The following is a 17,645-nucleotide window of genomic DNA, read 5'->3' as shown; positions in this document are numbered from 1 at the left end:
TGAGACTTGAAAGTAAACCATTTTAGTTAATAATTGACTTTTTAAACCATTTTAGTTAATTACTATAAGTCTTAACTATTACGGTTAATTATGAGTACTTATATCGTCGTTATTGGTGACATTGTCGAATCGAAGGATTTGAAACCGGCTCAGCGAAAGAACACGCAGAATCAATTGGAAGATGTATTTCATCAGTTGAACCGGCAATCCCGGCAGCTGCTTTCGCCCTACACCATTACGCTGGGAGATGAATTCCAGGCCGTATATCGTTCAGCCGATCAGCTGTTCCATGATATCTGGGCTTTTACTGCAGAGATTCACCCTGTGAAGGTACGGGTTGTGATCAGTGTGGGTGAAATCACTACGGAAATTAACCGTGAGCAATCGCTTGGGATGGATGGTCCTGCATTTCACGCCGCACGCGACCGGATTGAAGAGATGAAGTCAAATGATACTCTTTTGTCGCTGACAACAGACGATAAATCCTTTGACCGGTTAGTGAACAGCAGTTTCCGGATTCTGGGCGGAAACTTGCGAACGTGGAATAAAAACCGCTTTACTATTTTAAAGAAGAGATATGAAAATATTGAAGTGAAGAAGATCGCACGTGATCTGAACCTTTCGGAAGTGGCTGTTTACAAGAACATCCATGCCGGAACTCTTGATGCGGTTGTAGATCTGACAGAGTGCATCTCACAAAACGTGAACAAAATGGTAACCCCATGAACTACACGATACTCTTTGCCATACTCAACCTGATTCTGTTCTCCAGACTGCGTTTTACGTTGCGAGACAAACCACTCTCCGAAACCGGAGATTTTATTCGGCTGACCCTATTTCCTCTCCTTATTATTCCTTTTCTATCGGTTTCGGCAGGATGGGTCGTTTTGATTATTTATCTACTCCTGAGGCCGGTAATCAATCGTCTGTTCGAGCTGAGCTCCACCAACCTGAATCGAAACCGGATGGATGCCCTGCTGATAGACATCCTTGCCGTTGGAATTTTAGCCAGTCCACTTTTTGCACTGCAACCCGCTCATTGGATTGGCGGATTTGAGCAAATACTGATCGACCTTTTCCATCCCGAAGGCAGCGAGGGCACGATCAATTGGCAGATCTGTTTTGCAGTCCTTTTCGGGTTTTTAATGATTCTCAACGAGATCAATCTTCTGATCCGATACATTCTGGAGAGACTACAACTGGCTCCTCTTAGCGAATTGCACCAGCAGCAGATTGATGAAAAGCAGTTCCGAACGGGTCGGGTGATTGGATTCCTGGAACGGATCTTTGTTTTTCTCTTTATTCTGATGGGACAGTATACGGCTATTGGATTTGTACTGGCTGCCAAAGGCGTTGTTCGCTACCCGGAGTTCGGCAACCGGAATTTCGCCGAGTACATTCTCATCGGAACCCTTCTCTCCGTCCTGATGGCCATGGGCGTTGCGTTTATTGTAAAACTGTTTATTTAAAAAGATGCAGGCTCGGTGTACGGTTTATGGCGTACGGTTTACGCGCCTCGTATGCATATATCCCCCTCGTTCCGGAGCTCCGCTCCGGCGACGACAAGCTCGCAGCTCTGCTGCATGACCCAGGCCTCAGGCTACCAGATCATATTATGTTGTGTCTGTAATCAAATTCAAATTACTACCGCCTCAACCATGTTTGGCACTCCAAACTATTCCCACTGTTCGTTGGAATACATTCTATTCGTTCACAATTCTACAAACAGGCCACCCCGCCGGGGTGTATACCAATTCGCAATTCGGTCGTTCGCCCATCGGTCAATAGCAGTTCAAACCAGCCTACCTTCCTCGTCACGGAGCTCCGCTCCGGCGGCGACAAGCCTGCAGCTCCGCTCCTTACAGGCCGCAAGCTTCATGTTGCAGGTAGCCTGCAAAGGGTCGCCTGATCCGTTGGACTTTAAATGAAAAACGATTTGGAGATAACCGCCTCTAAGCTGCACAGACCTCCAAACCACACTCTCCGTTCGGCGGGTGATTTGTTTGCACCATAGAACCCATCAATGAATTGATGGGCTACAATATGTGGCATGGCTACGCCATTTGAACCCTTCCCTCGTCCGGAGCTCCGCTCCTTGACGTCAGCCAGCAGCTCTGCTGCATGTGGAACCCTCCTCTGTTAAATCCCGCAATGCATTTGAGCCGGTTAGTTAAGCAACCATACAACCCAATCCATGAATTAATGGGCTACAATATGGAGAATGGTTACGCCATTATCCGTCCGACGAGCTTTAATTACTACCGAACCTGTACAGAAACCGGCTCACTCATCGCGCTTTGATTTCCATCTTTCCTAAACACTCTCACCTGGTATTCATGGCGGCCGGAACGAACACGGCGATCCGTAAACGTAGTCGATTCACTTCGCCCAACCTGCTGAAAACCACGATCACCGCTGCGGCGATAGATCACGAAAAATACCTCATCGCTATCATTGCCGCCGTATGCCCATCGAAGCACAGCACCGCGATCACCATATTGTGCAGAAAGATTTTCAGCTACACTGACCGATCGTCTGTTCACTGTAGTTATCTGAATAGGATTTGAGTATTCCGACAGCAATCCGCTTTGATCTTCTGCCTGTAACCTGTAGAAATAGGTACCTCCGGGCTCAAGCCTTGAGTCGGTATAACGCACTATTTCAGATTTTCTCCTGAAGACCTGCACCGGTTGCCAATCGCCATCCGGACCGGATCTGCGGTACAACGTTGCGGTTTGAAAGTCATTTACTGACGGCAATGCAATCTCAAAATTCACTTCTGTAGCACCGGTCTCTACATTTTTGAAAACCGGACGCGGTGGCGGTACAATATCAGGCCGCTCCAAGAGCAATGACGTCACTCTCCTCCGATTCATTAAAATGCACGTCGTAGGCTCGAATTTTGTAATAGACATTTCGGGTGAGCGTATTCAGCATCACCGTATCGCGAACAACGGTCCTGCTTCCTGGAGTGATCAGCGAATCGCCAAACATCTCTTTCACCACAGAAAATTCATGTTCCGGATCGTTTGCCATAAAAATCTTGTAGCCATCAACGGCATCTTCAGGATCCGGACTGATGATGATCTCAACCGAGCCGTCATCACCAATGGTTGCCTGACCAATTTCAGGTTTCACAGGAGGATTAAAGCGAATGTACGACACCGGCAGCACTGCAGAATTACTCACATTGCCGGCTGTATCCACCGCTTGGATTGCGTAGTATGTATCAAGATCGCGATTAAAATCCAGATCGATCCACTCGCGAAGTCCGGGATCGGTCAGGTCGGGATGAAGCCGCACAAATTCTTCACTGCTGCCGTCACCGCGGAGCACGGCAAACCCGGCAAGGTCGTCATCCACGGTTTCCGGCATCTCCCAGGTTACGCGGACGGTATCCTCGCTTTCATGTTTTGGCTGAAGCAACAGCGGCTCCCTGGGAGGTGTTAAATCACGAGGCAGTACCGGAAGCTTCTCCAAACAAAACACGTTCACCAAACACATTTTGCCCATAAAACCGGTAGTGGTACGTCCGGTAATTATTTAACTCTTTATCAGCAAATGTTGCCCGTTGTGGACCCTCATACTGATTGCCTCTCAGATTCAGCTCAATAACCTCATTCAGCGGTTCAAAAGGACCATTTTCACTGAATGAACGCTGTACATACATTCCAACCGAATTTTCCGGCTGTTCCCAGATAAACGACAGTTCGCCATCGCCCTCATTCATTAAAATAGGCACTTCATAGTCCACGGTTTCCTCAGTTGCAGTTACTTCCGTTACAACTGAGACGGCATTCAGTCCGCCGGGATTCGCCAGCCTGGCACGATACTCATAGGTCTGACCCGGCATCACGTTCCCATCAGTAGCAGAAAGTCCCAGAACCCGGGCCGCAAGGGAATCCTCGAACGAGCTCAGCATAAAGGTCATCGTACGGAAATCTTCTGCACTTTTCCGATTGACCAGGTCTTCGATGCGGTTTTGAAAATCTATTGAACCGGACAGATGTTCGGTATCTGACGCTCTTAGCTCAGTTACAACTCTTAGCCGATCAGCTCGATTTCCCTCACCGACCGTGGTTTGAATCAGCTGCTCAGTTTGGGCTTCATCAAGCGGCTGTACGGTTTCAATCACCTGAAAAGAGCCGGTTCCTGCAACGCGCCTCTCTACAACAAATCCCGTTTCCGTTCCTCTGCGCATCACCTCGTTGTTATCAGAAAACCAGCGCATCTCTATGCCGTTTCCATCTACATATCTTGCAAAAAGGTGAATTTCAGCCTGGTTTGTCTGTTGGGCTTCTGCAATATTCAACCAGCCCATTCCGGTGAGGAGAACAATCAGTATAGATATCTTTTTATAATCCATAATTCTTTGATTCATAACATTCACTCCGGATTAAAAGGTTGCTGTATTTGAGCTGGAGGGTTGTAATGGCCCCGGATCGCCGGTGTAGAAATTTTTGACTTCTGTTTGAGTAATGGGGTTGCCGCTGTTATCTGTAGCGGTCACCCAGTTGCCGTTCACAAGCTCCATGAGCACAGCATCAACCGTAAATTTATACCAGGTATCCATATCAAGATCATTGACCGGTGGCGGTGACTCCGGTGGAAGGTTTCCATAATTTGGAGGATTGTTATTTGAACCCGGACCCCCAACTAATTGTGCCGGTGCCTGTTGATACGGTGGTATAGTTCCACCGCCTCCTGCAGGATTTGGATTCCACGTCTGAGCCATTTGTTGCTGGCCGGGCGGATTTCCACCGTTCTGCGCACCTCCCAGACCCGGCGCTAAACCGACCGGAGCAGCACTGATAGGACCCTGTATAACATACTGGTACTCACCCAGATTATTTATGGAGTGGGTTAGAGATTCTGCTTGATAGTTTCCACTGTTATCACTCTTCTCAAGCGTTACCGTTTTCTCCAGCTTAAACGTTCTCATCTCAATGGTACCGTTGGGCTGAGTCTCCGGCACGCTGAACTGTTCATCCGGAACAAGTCCATATTTCACACTGAGCGGTGATTCCAACGGAAAGTTGTAATAAGACTGCGGTACAACATAGTTCACCAGTGCACCGTCAAAATCGGCCGCGGCATCACCGGGAGTTACGTACACGTTCGGCTGAACCGGGCCACCGGAACAGTTGGTTCCATACTGGAACTGTTGATGAAAATCGACTTCAAAAACATTCAGTACTGTTGCGCTTCCGGTTACCGCACCCGATGCGTACACCGGTTTCGGGAATTTTCCGGTGATATAGCCTCCTGCTTTAAGTGTCGCAAGATTTTGGAATTTATCAACCTCCGCGTTATTACGGTGATAACCCTGAGCATAAGCACTAACGGCCGCATAAAATCCAAATCCACCGCCGGCTCGCCATCCGTTAATTCCCCACTCGTTATAACCGCTACAGCTTGCATACTCGAGGAAGGAGAGATGAAGCTCTGCACCGGCAGCCGCTTCGTAACCGATCGACCAGTCGCGCCAAGCGCCTGAATAAACCTGCTTGCTTCCAGAAGCCTCAAATTCAAATCCGAGTCCCATGGCAAATCCGGCACCCAGCTCAGCCATGTTGTTATCAACCTGTCCCTGCATGTGGGCGTTGTTTGGACTGTAACCAAAGTGCTGGGCATAGTTGCTGGCAAACCGGTTGGTGAAACCGTTTGGATTGGGTATTGAATTTCCAAGCATAAGGTACTCATAGAGGTGCACGCCAAGCACCTCCACATCATTCGTGTTGGTTGGAACACCGGCTTTAAAACTCCATTCGTTTGCCATTCCATCTATGTTGAAGGTGAGATTAAATGGCTCACCCGGAATCGTTTTTACCGGATCTGTATTGATGTTTGCATTTGCCGCAAGCGTAAAATTCTTGGTCGGGAAAACATATTCAACCAATAGATTTCCAAACACTTTCCCTTTTCCGTTACGGCGATCTGCAATCGTAGCACCGGTGCCGAAATCACCATTAAACCCAACGTAGGTCATACCTCCGCCGTTGGTACTGAATTCACCCATCAGCGTTACGTCGGCATTAAAGCCTTGCTCCTCAGGCGTAGTGGCGATCGTAGCCCCGGCGTTAAAGCCAAACATATTGTTCAGAGGAGTAAAACTCCGTTCCCCGGTCTGGCTTACAGCCACCTCCATATTATTATAGGCTCCTCCGCCAAATCCGCGAAACGCCACTCCGGTCAGAAATGGAACGCCGGGATCCGGGAAATCAGCCTGAACATCCACCTGCCAATAGCGATAGAGCTGTCCGCCGTTCAGATACGTTGTATTTCCAAACTGTGCATCTGCCTCAATGTTGAGACCTGCCCCTGTAAACTCTGCCTGAACGCTACCCCCGACACGTTTACCGTAGATAGGATCATCATTCTCAAAATAGAGGAGTCCGTTGATGTTTACTGCATTCAGGTTGGCGTTTACAACAATTTCATCAACGGTAAGCCCATCATACTTTGGAGCAAATTTCTTGAAGTTGGCCGAATCGTCATCGATAGCAAATCCAATGCCCATGGTGGTCTGCCCGCCAAGATTCTGCCCAAGGTTAAACACCGTGTCAAAACCAATCTTCCCCTTCAACAGCTGACCCGGGCCCGGACTCTGCGACACATATTGAATATTCTGAATCGACACCGGAAAGTTATGCATAAACTTCTGCGGACTGGCCAGGCTCCACGTGCCCATAGTGAAAATCAGTCCGAAATTACTCTGATAGTCAAATCCAAGTCCCGCAAATTCGAGACCCATATTAACGTTTGTAATCGGATCCAGATCCACATTACCCCAGTCTATATCACCGTTCAGAGCCATAACAAAAGACTTCTGTCCATTACCAACAGCTGCAGTAATACTTGATGTAGGTTCCAGTGTAAGCGTACCCTTCAGCATGTTGGTGTAGATCGGTCCGGACGGATCAACGGTCAGCTCGAAGGTACTTCCATTCGGGGTGTTAAAACCTGTCACAAAAAGCCCGGTATAATTCAGCGGGGTCTGTAAAGAATCGGGATGCGTTGCCGGTATCGCCAGCTGTCCGGTGATGTATGCCTCGGTAAACGTATTGGTCTCGATCTTAACGTTTACCGTATCCACGCTGGCATTCAGATCAGCAACGCTCGCATCGGGATATTGGTACACATTGTTAGCAAATGCTGTAAGAGTTACTCCCTGGTGATCAATGATCATATCCTGCACACCAACCTCGGGAGGACCTCCTGCATTGGTCTCGATCGATTCCGGTAACCCTATCGTGAAATTCTTGGCGTAAAATCCGCGCCAGAGCACTGTAGTATCCTGCCCCGCATAGTTCTCCGGAAACTCTATTCCGGCCGGGTTTAGATCATGGGACATATCGAAGTTTATAGAATTGGCCTCAATCGTCATTCCCGCACCGTCAACAAACTCCGCCTTTTCAAGATCGCCTGTCAAAAGATGATTATTCCAGTAATAACCGGTTCCGCTCAGTGTAGCCGTCACTTTATCGGTGCCGTTGTCGGGAACCGGGAGCAGCCAGTCTCGCGTAAATTCACTCTCCATCTCGATACCGAAAAGTGAAAAGCCGTATTCGTCCCATTCTATAAACGTGCCCACGTTATTCCCATCGGGCGCGATAAAAGTAAAGTTGATATCGTTATTGGCGTTGCCCACCGTCAGGTCATCCACAATCTCCAGTCGACCCTGTTGAAAACTGATATTCAGCGGGTGAAACTCGATGTCCTCGACGGAAAAACCCACGAGATCCGCATTATTCCAGTCAGCCGGTGTTTCGTAGGCAATGGATGCGTTTAACTTTGATTTATCCGACTCAAACACCATTTCCATGATGGCAAACCAGCTGTCCGGATCCAGCTCCACACCAATCGGCGCCTCCAGAACGGTTGGGGTGATGGGTGTGCCGTTATATTCGTAAAAAGGCTGCTGAAGCATAAAGTTATAGACGTCCGCTACCTCGGGGTGATTGTAGGCCACAGCGTTCGTTGCTATAGGTGAGGCCCATGCCTTCGGATAGGCAGGCGCATTTGCATCGATGACCGATGTGACCTTGCCCGACGTGAGATGGTTGTTGGCAGGGTTCACCGTGATGCCGGTAAACTCAACAGAAACGTACGATTGAAGCCAATCGATAAAGACCTCACCGGACCCTGAAAAAGGCCCGTTTCCGGTAATAGTCAGGTTTTCCACTTCAAACTCGCCGTTTTCTCCTACAAACAGCTGGTCGGGCTCTTCCTGATCTTCTTCCTCTTCATCGTCGCCCTCTTCTTCATTCTCCTCATCACCGGCGTCCTCTTCCTGATCGCCATCTTTGTCTCCGTCTTCAGGTGGGTCTTCTTCTCCCGTAGGCGGTTCCTCATCCCCTCCCGGCGGATCCTCAGTTTCGGTAAATATTGGCTGATTTACTGACGGTGCTTTAGAGCCACCAAAACTTATCTTCACGCCTACATTGGCAAAAAAGTTGGTTTTAGGAGCGGTTGTTGTTCGAACCACTTCAGGTGCACTTTCAAACTGGAAAAGCATCTCACCGGCACTTGGAACCAGTCGAACTCTTGAAAGATCCCGCTCGGTGTATGTAAATTCCCGGTCGGAGAGCTCATGCTGAATTCCGGTTTTTACATTAAACCCAATACGTTTGCTTCGGAAAGGATTAAACTCCATCTGAATTTGCGGACGAATGGCTGCCGACCATTTACTATAACCTTCATCCGGTTCAAAACTTGCGAGGTTAAACTCCAGATCATCAAAATTCCCTTCCGGATCGGTAAATTCCACACTTTGAGACGGTGGGTTTTTATAGCTGAGTGCGAGATCCAGTCCCGCACTGAACTGTACCGGTAGCTGATTGCCAAAGGAAAATCTCGGGCCGGCATTGATATAAAAAGCATTCCATTTATCGGCAGACTTCTGAACCACCGTGTACTCTTCAAACCCGCTTCGATATTGATCGGCATCAAAAGCCGGATCGAACGAGAAGAAACCGGATTCCAGACCCACACCCCATCTGCCGGGTTGAAAGCGAAATCCAATTTCCGGCTGTAATGCCGTCTTTACATCCGGATTTCCAATCAGTCCACCGCCCAGATTAAGATCAAGCGAAAAAGGAGGTGATGCTTGTTGAGCGTTGAGTTGAAAGGCAAAAAAGAATGTTAGCAGCAAGGTTCCAAGAATACGAACCGGCTTTAGCTGTGGTCTGTAGCGCTTATCCATAGAATGATTTTTTTTTGATCGTAAAAAAAGCAGCGCATCACCTTCTTGCGCAAAACGACTTGAATTAAGCACATTCAGGTCATAAAACCAATTTTTACATCTTAAGCTTTCTTAAGCATTAAGTGAGCGATCATCATTTTTTGTGCTATAAATAAGATAGGCGGGTATTTTTATGTTAATTCAGTTCAATGTTAGAATCGGTTAACCGGGGTTTGGTGTACGGAGTACGGTATACGATTTACGATGTACTTTGTACGGGAAACAGCTTGCGTGAAGCGACCCCTGGTCTATCGAATACCCATGTGCTTTTGCGACGATTCGCCTGACGAGTTTAATTCGTTCTGAAAAAACGCCCTGTGGTGGAACCGCCTCAACACAGATCAGAACTTCAATCCAACCTCTCTATTCGGCGAGTGATTTGCGTTGAAATATATACCCCAGGTTTCACCTGGGGCTATTGATATTTTACCCCGCTGGGGTAATTCGCCTCGTCCCGGAGCTCCGCTTCGGCGACGACAAGCTCGCAGCTCTACTGCATATAGATTCCTCGTCTATCAAACCCGGCGTGCATTTGCGGCGGTTGGAATGACGTGTTTCGTTTTATTGGTTAGATGCCAGAGGCAAGAGGTGAGTTGTTTAGGTCGCAGGATTCAAGCCTCAGGTCTCAGGCCACAGGCTGCAAGCACCAAACACTAAATCCCAAATCTCAAATGCCAAAACCCAAGCTCCCCCCAATTCGTAATTCAACATTTCCCGAAAAATCGGGACTGCGAACAGTGCGCAGCAAAATTCAATATTCGACATTCATCATTCATCATTCAAAATTCTCCTCCCCTCGTCCCGGTGCTCTGCTCCGGCGACGACAAGCCTGCAGCTCCGCTGCGTACAAGCTTCAGGCTTCAGGCTCCAAGATGTTTGTAAAAAATCAGGAGATAACCGCCTCAACAAAGTTCGGAACTTCAATCCAATCTCTCTATTCGGCGGATGATTTGTTTGCACCATAGAACCCATCAATGAATTGATGGGTTACAATACATGGCATGGCTACGCCATTTTTTTCACACTCCCTCGTCCGGAGCTCCGCTCCGAGACGACAACACGGCAGCTCCGCTGCATATAGATTTTCCGTCTGTCAAATCCCGGCGTGCATTTGCGGCGGCTCGCCCGAAGAGTTTGGTTTTATTGGCTAGATGTCAGAGGCAAGAGGCTAGTTTTTCAGGCGACAGTTTTTAGATTATCCGAGCAAAATCACAATTCGATCGTTCGTCCATCGGTCAATCACAGTTCGCAATCCCCCCTCGTCTGGAGCTCCGCTGCGTACAAGCTTCAGTCTCCAAGATGTTTGTAAAAAATCAGGAGATAACCGCCTCAACAAAGTTCGGAATTTCAATCCAATCTCTCTATTCGGCGATTGTTTTGTATGCACGATTGAATCCCATCAATGAATTGATGGGCTATGATGTGCATCATGGCTACGCCATTTTCCCTCGTCCGGAGCTCCGCTCCGAGACGACAACACGGCAGCTCCGCTGCCTTCAGGCTTCAAGTTGCAGGTTAGCCGCCAAACTTATACAACGGGTCGCCAAACAAAACCGTAAACCGCATATTATAAATCAAATCACCCACGGAACTCAAGGTGACTTACGTTTTAACTTAAATGTTGAGATATTTGAATACCGCACCCTGAAGTTAATGCCATATGGCACAATAATAGGGGTGCAATGTGCATAGCCTCGGGTGTGGCATAGCGAACCCCGGGTAAGAATATCACGACAATCTTAACCGCCGAAGAGAGGGCGTGGTTCAACGCTCAATATCATCAGAGGCGCAAATACGCCGATCTTGTTTTAAACAATAGCGTAATCCGCAAACCGTATGCCGTAACCCATAAGATGACGCTGACAGGATCCTCCTTGTGTCGGAACGCTGTCAGGTCTCAACTCACATCCTGGCAGATCGCTTGCTGATACTGAACGAGCTATTCTGTATTAATTCGATAATTCCGTCCCCGTCATCATCCATATCAGCAGGATCAATCTGAACATCGAAATGCCATTTGCCTCCGGTGAACAGCACGGTAAGCTTGCCATCTGCCTGAAGATCACTTGCACCCTCCAGCTCACTTAAATTGTAGGTCCATTGGTATACATCACCATTGTCGTCGCCCCCCGAGTCACCGCCATTGTTGGCAAGATTATCTCTTGATTCATATAATGGGCTTGTACCCGTTGTCGTATCGCCTTCATAAATCGGACTTTGATTTTGGCCGGTTCTTGGATTACGTCCCGTTCGCGCACTCCTTTTACTGATGCTGTAGGTTGCTGATTCGATGGCATCAGACACTCCATCACCGTCATCATCCAAATCTAAAGGATCGATCTCAAGTTCAAATTGGAGTCCGTCCACATCACCATAACCGTCACCATCCAGATCTCCATCATTCATCTCATTTCGACCCGTTCGTGCACTCCGCTTACTGATGCTGAATGAAGCATTTTCCAACATATCCGGGAACCCATCTCCATCCACATCACCAATATCAGCAACTGTGTTCGGTTTATTTGAGCGGCTGGAATTATAGTCCTGTGCCGTTTCAATAGCATCATCGATGCTATCGTCATCACTATCCAGATCGCCTTCACCGGCATCAGCAGAACGAGATGATGGTTTATTGGAACGGGCCGCATTATAGTCCTGAGCTTCCGCGCTCTTACCTTGCGGAACGGTCGATCCCAATTCCACACAATAGGAAGCGGGTTGTAAATCAAATCTCTTCACCGGTACCGGATCTTCATTGTTGTTATTATCGGAATCTCCATCGTTCATCTCACCTCTATTCAAAATGTTTTCTCCACCGACAGCATCACCCTCGTAAATCGGGCTGTCAGGATGTGAGGTCATCATAACCGAACCGGCTGAAATAATCTGGCCTGATGGATTTACAAGCCGGGCCATTCTACTCGCCTCACGAATAATTTCGTCGTTTCCTCCTCGACCATCAGCGATTGAACTGTATTTATTGGATCGGCTTGAGTTATAATCCTGCGCCGGAGCCACCTGCTCCATATCGCTCAGCCGGTTCATTTTCACCAGCAGATCTTCCTCCATCGCCAGAACTTCCCGGCATACATCCGTTTCACATTTTCCAAGCGATTCAATGTCCTCCATCACAATGCTCCGGATCTCCTCAATGTCACTGTCCATTCCGGTGGGATTATCCAGGGCTCGCCTTACCCCTTCATGACGCATGTCGGCATTCAGCCTCACCTGTTCGCACACTCCATCATCGCATCGGTCCAAAGCCCGTTTGATGTTTTCAATGTCGTTACCTGCTGAAGCCAGTCCCAGCTCTTTAGCCAGATACAAGGCATTACCAGGCTCCGGGCACATACCCCCTTCACAGGATTCATTACTTACTTTAAAATTTTGTCCCCAGGAGTACACTTTACCATTCTCATTCTGAATGCTGGCTCTGGAGACAACACCCCAGGCATAGACTAAACCATCATCCACCTGAGTGTTGACTCTTGGTGCTATACCCCAGGAATACAATCTTCCTTTTTCATCATCGGTACCGGCTTCAGCTGCGCTTTTATTAGGCAGCTCCCTATCCGAATCATAATCGAAACAGCAGACGGGATTACTGTTAAGCGAGAGTCTTCCCCAGGCATATAATTTACCTTCATCATCTACGGCAGTGGCTCTGGCTGCAATTCCCCATGCATAAACTTGACCTTCACCATTCTGGGTGCTTGCTCTCCTATTTTCTCCCCACGCATAGACTTGGCCATTTTCATCACTGGCCAGGCTTTCAGGAGCTCTTCCCCAACTATATAATTTCCCGCTTCCATCCTGGGATCTGGCCTCAGGTCCACCGCCCCAGGCATATAATTTACCATCTTCATCTTTCGTGATATACACAACTTGCAGTCCGGAACCTTCACCATCACCAATATCCTCAGCACGTGATGTTGGCTTGTTCGACCGTGTCGCATTGTAATCCTGAGCTTCAGCGGCCCGGCCCGACTGAACAAGACTCATAAGCACGTTCATGTGTTCCAAAAGCTGAACCTCTTTAGTCAGAACATCCCTGCATACATCTGACTCACATTTAGCCAGCGACGACACATCTTCCATTACAATGCTGTGGACCTGCTCAATCCCCTCGTCCTGAGACATTTCTCCTTCTCTTACTTTGTGCATCTTGTCTTTCCGGACGTCCGCGTTCAGTCGCACCTGTTCGCAAACAGTATCTTCACATCGGTCCAGAACTTCAATAATCTCATCCACGAAATTGTCGGCTGCCTCAAGTCCCTCCGTTTTCACAACCACCACGTCATCATCCCGTGTTTCTGTACTCGGTTTATTGGACCGGCTGGAGTTATAATCCTGAGCTGTTTCTATAGCATCATCTATACCGTCACCGTCACTATCCGCATCACCATCACCGATGTCCTCAGCAATGGAGCCCGGCTTATTAGACCGGACGGAATTGTAATCCTGCGCCGGTGCTCTGGATCCTCCAAAACTGATCTTTATCCCGGCATTGGCGAAGAAATTGGTTCTGGGTGCACTCTCCGTTCGCTGAACCACCGGGGCATTCTCAAACTGATGATGCATCTCAAATGGACTGTCTACCTGCATCACACGCGAGAGATCCCGTTCGGTATAGGTAATCTCCCGATCGGACAGATGGTGCTGAATCCCCGTTTTTACATTAAAACTGAAGCGGTTGCTGAATCCCGGTTGAAATTCCAGCTGTAGTTGTGGGCGGATAGCGGTATTCCATCCGGCAGAGTCCTCACCATCCATTTGAGCCAGAACAATATCTGTATCCATACCGGAACTCTCCAACTCCCCGGTGGGATCATTAAACCGGACCGATTGTGACGGACCTTCCTGATAATTCATAGCCAAATCAAGACCCAAATTCAGGTTGATAAACCGGCTCAAACTTTGTTGAAACCGGGGGCCGACGTTGATAGAGATTGCGTTCCACTCGTCAGAACTCTGTTCTGCTACAGTAAACTGCTCATATCCCGTTCGATATTGATCGGCATTGAAACCTGAGCCATAGGAGTAGAGTCCGGCATTTAGTCCTACTCCCCATTTTCCCGGCATATAATTGATTCCGATCTCCGGTTGAAATGCGGTATTGGTTGTGGAGTTTCCGATGAGTCCGCCGCCGGCATTCAATTCAACCGAAAAAGGTCGGTCGGATTGTTGTGCCTGTGCAGAAAAGGTGAATATCCAGGTAAAGAAAACCAGGCAAATGGATAATATGATTTTTTGAAATGGTAGATCGTAGCGCTTTTTCATGTAGTGATAGATTACTTGAGAATTAAACAAATGAGGTACTGTACAAGATGATTCTGATGAATAAAATGCATAAGAACATGAATTCCAATCTATTACGAATGATCTAATATCTGTTAAGTATTTTGGATAGCCTGAAATCAGCAATTATTCCATGTGAATCGCACTTTTCCCCGCGCAGACCCACATTCGTTAGAATCGGTTAAGGTGGTAAGATGGCTAGATGCCAGACGCAAGAGGCGAGTTTTTCAGGTTGCAGGACGCAGGTCCCATACTTCTAACTTCACCATTCACTATTCACCATTCAAATCCCCCTCGTCCCGGTGCTCTGCTCCCGTGACGATAACCCTGCAGCTCTGCAGTAAATAGTTGTGTCGGTATTCACACTCAAATTGCTACCGCCTCAACCATGTTTGGCACTCTATACCATGCCCACTGTTCGGCGGATTGTTGGGATTGACCTTTCTACCCCAGGTTTCACCTTGCCTGTCCCGGTGTATTTAGTCGGGAGGACTATTGATATTTTACCCTTTCAGGGTAATCTTCCAATTCACAAATCGGTCGTTCGTCCATCGGTCAATCGCAGTTCAAATCGCTGACTCCTCGTCCCGGTGCTCCGCTCCGGCGACGGCACTCCGCAGCTCCTCTGCATTCTCTCAGTCAATTCATAGACCGTTCACCGTCTCCCGTACGCCGTAAACCGCAAGTCGCAAACCGACGCTGTCAGTTCTGAGTCATCCGATCAAAATTCGATGGTAACTCCACCAACGGGAAGAGTGTTAAACTGCAGCACTTCATCTACGGTGCCATCATCATTGTATTGATAGCTCCAGATATTGTCATTATTGTAGATATTCACGAGATCAAAAAAGATCACGAAATTCCAGTTTCGGTAGGAGTACCATTTATCAATTCTCAGATCAAGCCTATGATATGCGGGATATCGCTCCGTATTCAGCGCTTGAGTCTCATCCACAATCCACTCGCGCAGTTCAGGCCGATAAACCGGAGGAGTGAACGGGCGACCACCCAGATACCTGAATTTGAGGCTGATTTCAAATTCATCCGACGGCATAAACGGAAGCCAGGAAACGGTATGAAACCACCATTTCGATTTCATCCTCTCATACCAATCTTTGCCTCCGAATCGGACCCGGTATCCGGATATCAGTGTGAGCATATTTCGATGGTCATAATCCCAGTTGTAGGTGCTGTTATTTCTAGGATCAATAGCTTTCGACTCAAAATAGGAGTAGCTCACAATACCCGAAAAATTGTTGATCAGCTTCTTTTGCAGAAAGAGTTCAATCCCTTTCGCTTCTGCACTGCCTGCATTCAGAAAGGTGCCGTCATCAAAATCAAGAGGATCTGTTGTGGTCAGAGTCCGGCGAACCGGAACATCATCGTACTCTTTATAATATCCCTCCACAACAAATTTTAAATCCTCTCTGAAAATGTGCTCAAGGCCGATTACATATTGATCCGTGAATTTATTATCCAGATTCCGGTTGGCTTCATTGGCCACGAGATCGTTATAGGCGGGAGACTGAAAGTGTCTGCCATAGGCAAGATTCAGTGAAGTGTCGGAGTTCAGGAAATATGAAAAACCCAGCCGCGGACTCAGCGACGAGAAATCATTGTATTCAAAATAGTCGTAGCGGATGCCGCCTGTAACCCGAAATGAACGAAGCAGGTCTAATGTAAGCTGGGTGTAAGCCGAAGTTTTGTAGGATCCCACATCCACTTTAACCCTGTATTCCGGATAGATATCATAGATTCCGGTAACCTGATCCTCCTGGCCCTGATCGTAGGTAAAAAGTGTATCAGCCTCGTTTACCAGGTCGTATTGAAAGTTTACATCTTTAAATGAAGCTCCAAAACTTAACTCAATATTTTTGTTTGCCAGATAGGTGACGTCTGTTTTTACAGTATTTTCTGTCTCAACAGAGTTATTCGTAAAAAATATATCCCTTCCCGGCAAATCGTAGACTTCAACAAAATAGTTATTCTGAACCGATGAAAGCGTAGTGAACGAGAATAGCCTGTCAGACCAAAGCGATCTCAGTGTGGCACCGGCAATATACTGGGAGTTTTTCGTATCCAGGTTTTCAGCGCCTCTGCCGTAGCCTGCCTGATCTCCTCCTTCAATATTAATATTATCATTCCCATATACACCATTGATGTACAAGGTTTGATTGCTCCCCAGGTCAAAAGTCAGCTTGCCCTGGGTATTGTAATAATTCGGGATGGCGGTTAATCCAGTTGCAGGCACAATCCAATCGAGGTAGCTGCGGCGTGCCGAAAAAATAAAACTCCCGTTTGAGGATATCGGACCCTCAAATAGCGCACCGGCCCCTGCCATTCCCATCGAAGCCTCTCCTCGAAATCTATCACCGGTTCCGTTTCGAAGGGTGATATTCATTACAGACGAAGCCTTATCTCCGTACCGGGCGGAAAAAGCACCCGCATAGAAGTCGATCTCTCTAACCATGTAGCTGTTTAGTAGATTGATCGGCCCGCCCCCTGCCCCCTGCACAGCAAAATGATTCGGGTTCGGTATCTCAATATGATCCATCACAAAGAGATTTTCACCGGGATTGCCGCCTCTGACAATAATCTCATTCAACTGATCGCTTCCCGATGTAACCGCCGGCAGTGCCTGAACAGCCCGCTGTATGTCCACCAAATCACCGGGACTGCGCCGTATCTCTTCAAAATCCATCGAGTGGCTGCTTACAATTGCATCCCGTGGCCTTTCAAAAAAATCCCCGCGTACTTCAAGTTCTTCTCCTTCAATCAGCTCTTCCTCCATTCGGATTTCCAAAGTCGTTGTCCTATTCGGATTCACAATCACATTACTTCTTCTCACGGTTCTGTAGCCTAAAAAACGGATCGTGAGATTATAGCTCCCAACAGGTACATTTTCGATCAAAAAATTCCCTTCCCGATCCGTTGCGGTTCCCCGATCCGTACCATCTATCATAATCGTTGCGCCGGTAAGCGGCTGAAGATTCCGGGCATCCATAATCTGACCCGCAATCGTACCGTTATTGTCACCATCCGGATCAATTCCGCTCAACACCATGAACAGGGCCAATATGTAGCTGATAAACATCATACCTGA

Annotated in this window: 9 protein-coding genes; 3 read left to right on the top strand and 6 right to left on the bottom strand. The window is 47.8% G+C overall.

Going from position 1 to position 17,645, the window contains the following annotated elements:
- Window positions 1–90: 90 nt before the first annotated feature.
- Together U5K35_RS10245 and U5K35_RS10240 are read left to right on the top strand one after the other, a co-directional pair.
- Window positions 91–726, top strand: coding sequence for a SatD family protein (locus U5K35_RS10245; RefSeq protein WP_322571361.1), 636 nt, complete (start codon window positions 91–93; stop codon window positions 724–726).
- Window positions 723–1,469 carry a hypothetical protein gene (locus U5K35_RS10240; RefSeq protein ID WP_322571360.1) on the top strand — a complete coding sequence of 249 codons (747 nt, stop codon included), beginning with the start codon at window positions 723–725 and terminating at the stop codon, window positions 1,467–1,469. The genes U5K35_RS10245 and U5K35_RS10240 overlap by 4 nt, the downstream gene beginning before the upstream one ends.
- 789 nt (window positions 1,470–2,258) lie before the next feature.
- Here the strand turns inward: U5K35_RS10240 and U5K35_RS10235 are convergent.
- The 4 genes from U5K35_RS10235 to U5K35_RS10220 are packed head-to-tail and all read right to left on the bottom strand — an operon-like array spanning window position 2,259 to window position 9,205.
- Window positions 2,259–2,861 carry a fibronectin type III domain-containing protein gene (locus tag U5K35_RS10235; protein ID WP_322571359.1) on the bottom strand — a complete coding sequence of 201 codons (603 nt, stop codon included), beginning with the start codon at window positions 2,859–2,861 and terminating at the stop codon, window positions 2,259–2,261.
- Window positions 2,833–3,480 (bottom strand): hypothetical protein, encoded by a 648-nt coding sequence (locus U5K35_RS10230; RefSeq protein WP_322571358.1) that lies wholly within the window; start codon window positions 3,478–3,480, stop codon window positions 2,833–2,835. Before U5K35_RS10230 ends, U5K35_RS10235 begins: the two co-directional genes overlap by 29 nt.
- Window positions 3,452–4,366 (bottom strand): hypothetical protein, encoded by a 915-nt coding sequence (locus U5K35_RS10225; protein WP_322571357.1) that lies wholly within the window; start codon window positions 4,364–4,366, stop codon window positions 3,452–3,454. The genes U5K35_RS10230 and U5K35_RS10225 overlap by 29 nt, the downstream gene beginning before the upstream one ends.
- Window positions 4,367–4,396: 30 nt before the next feature.
- Window positions 4,397–9,205, bottom strand: coding sequence for a hypothetical protein (locus U5K35_RS10220; protein ID WP_322571356.1), 4,809 nt, complete (start codon window positions 9,203–9,205; stop codon window positions 4,397–4,399).
- Between the two features lie 1,338 nt (window positions 9,206–10,543).
- Here U5K35_RS10220 and U5K35_RS10215 point away from each other — a divergent pair.
- The gene (locus U5K35_RS10215; RefSeq protein ID WP_322571355.1) at window positions 10,544–10,936 is read left to right on the top strand and encodes a hypothetical protein; all 393 of its coding nucleotides are present in this window, start codon (window positions 10,544–10,546) and stop codon (window positions 10,934–10,936) included.
- A gap of 210 nt (window positions 10,937–11,146) precedes the next feature.
- On the opposite strand, the gene U5K35_RS10210 is transcribed toward U5K35_RS10215, so the two are convergent.
- Window positions 11,147–14,524: a hypothetical protein gene (locus U5K35_RS10210; RefSeq protein ID WP_322571354.1), complete on the bottom strand. Its 3,378-nt coding sequence runs from the start codon at window positions 14,522–14,524 to the stop codon at window positions 11,147–11,149.
- 739 nt (window positions 14,525–15,263) lie between these two features.
- A complete protein-coding gene (locus tag U5K35_RS10205; protein ID WP_322571353.1) occupies window positions 15,264–17,639 on the bottom strand; it encodes a TonB-dependent receptor in 2,376 nt (791 codons plus the stop codon).
- Window positions 17,640–17,645: the final 6 nt, after the last annotated feature.

This window comes from Rhodohalobacter sp. (assembly GCF_034521535.1).
Lineage (GTDB): Bacteria > Bacteroidota > Rhodothermia > Balneolales > Balneolaceae > Rhodohalobacter.
This window is presented reverse-complemented; position numbering and strand designations above follow the sequence as displayed.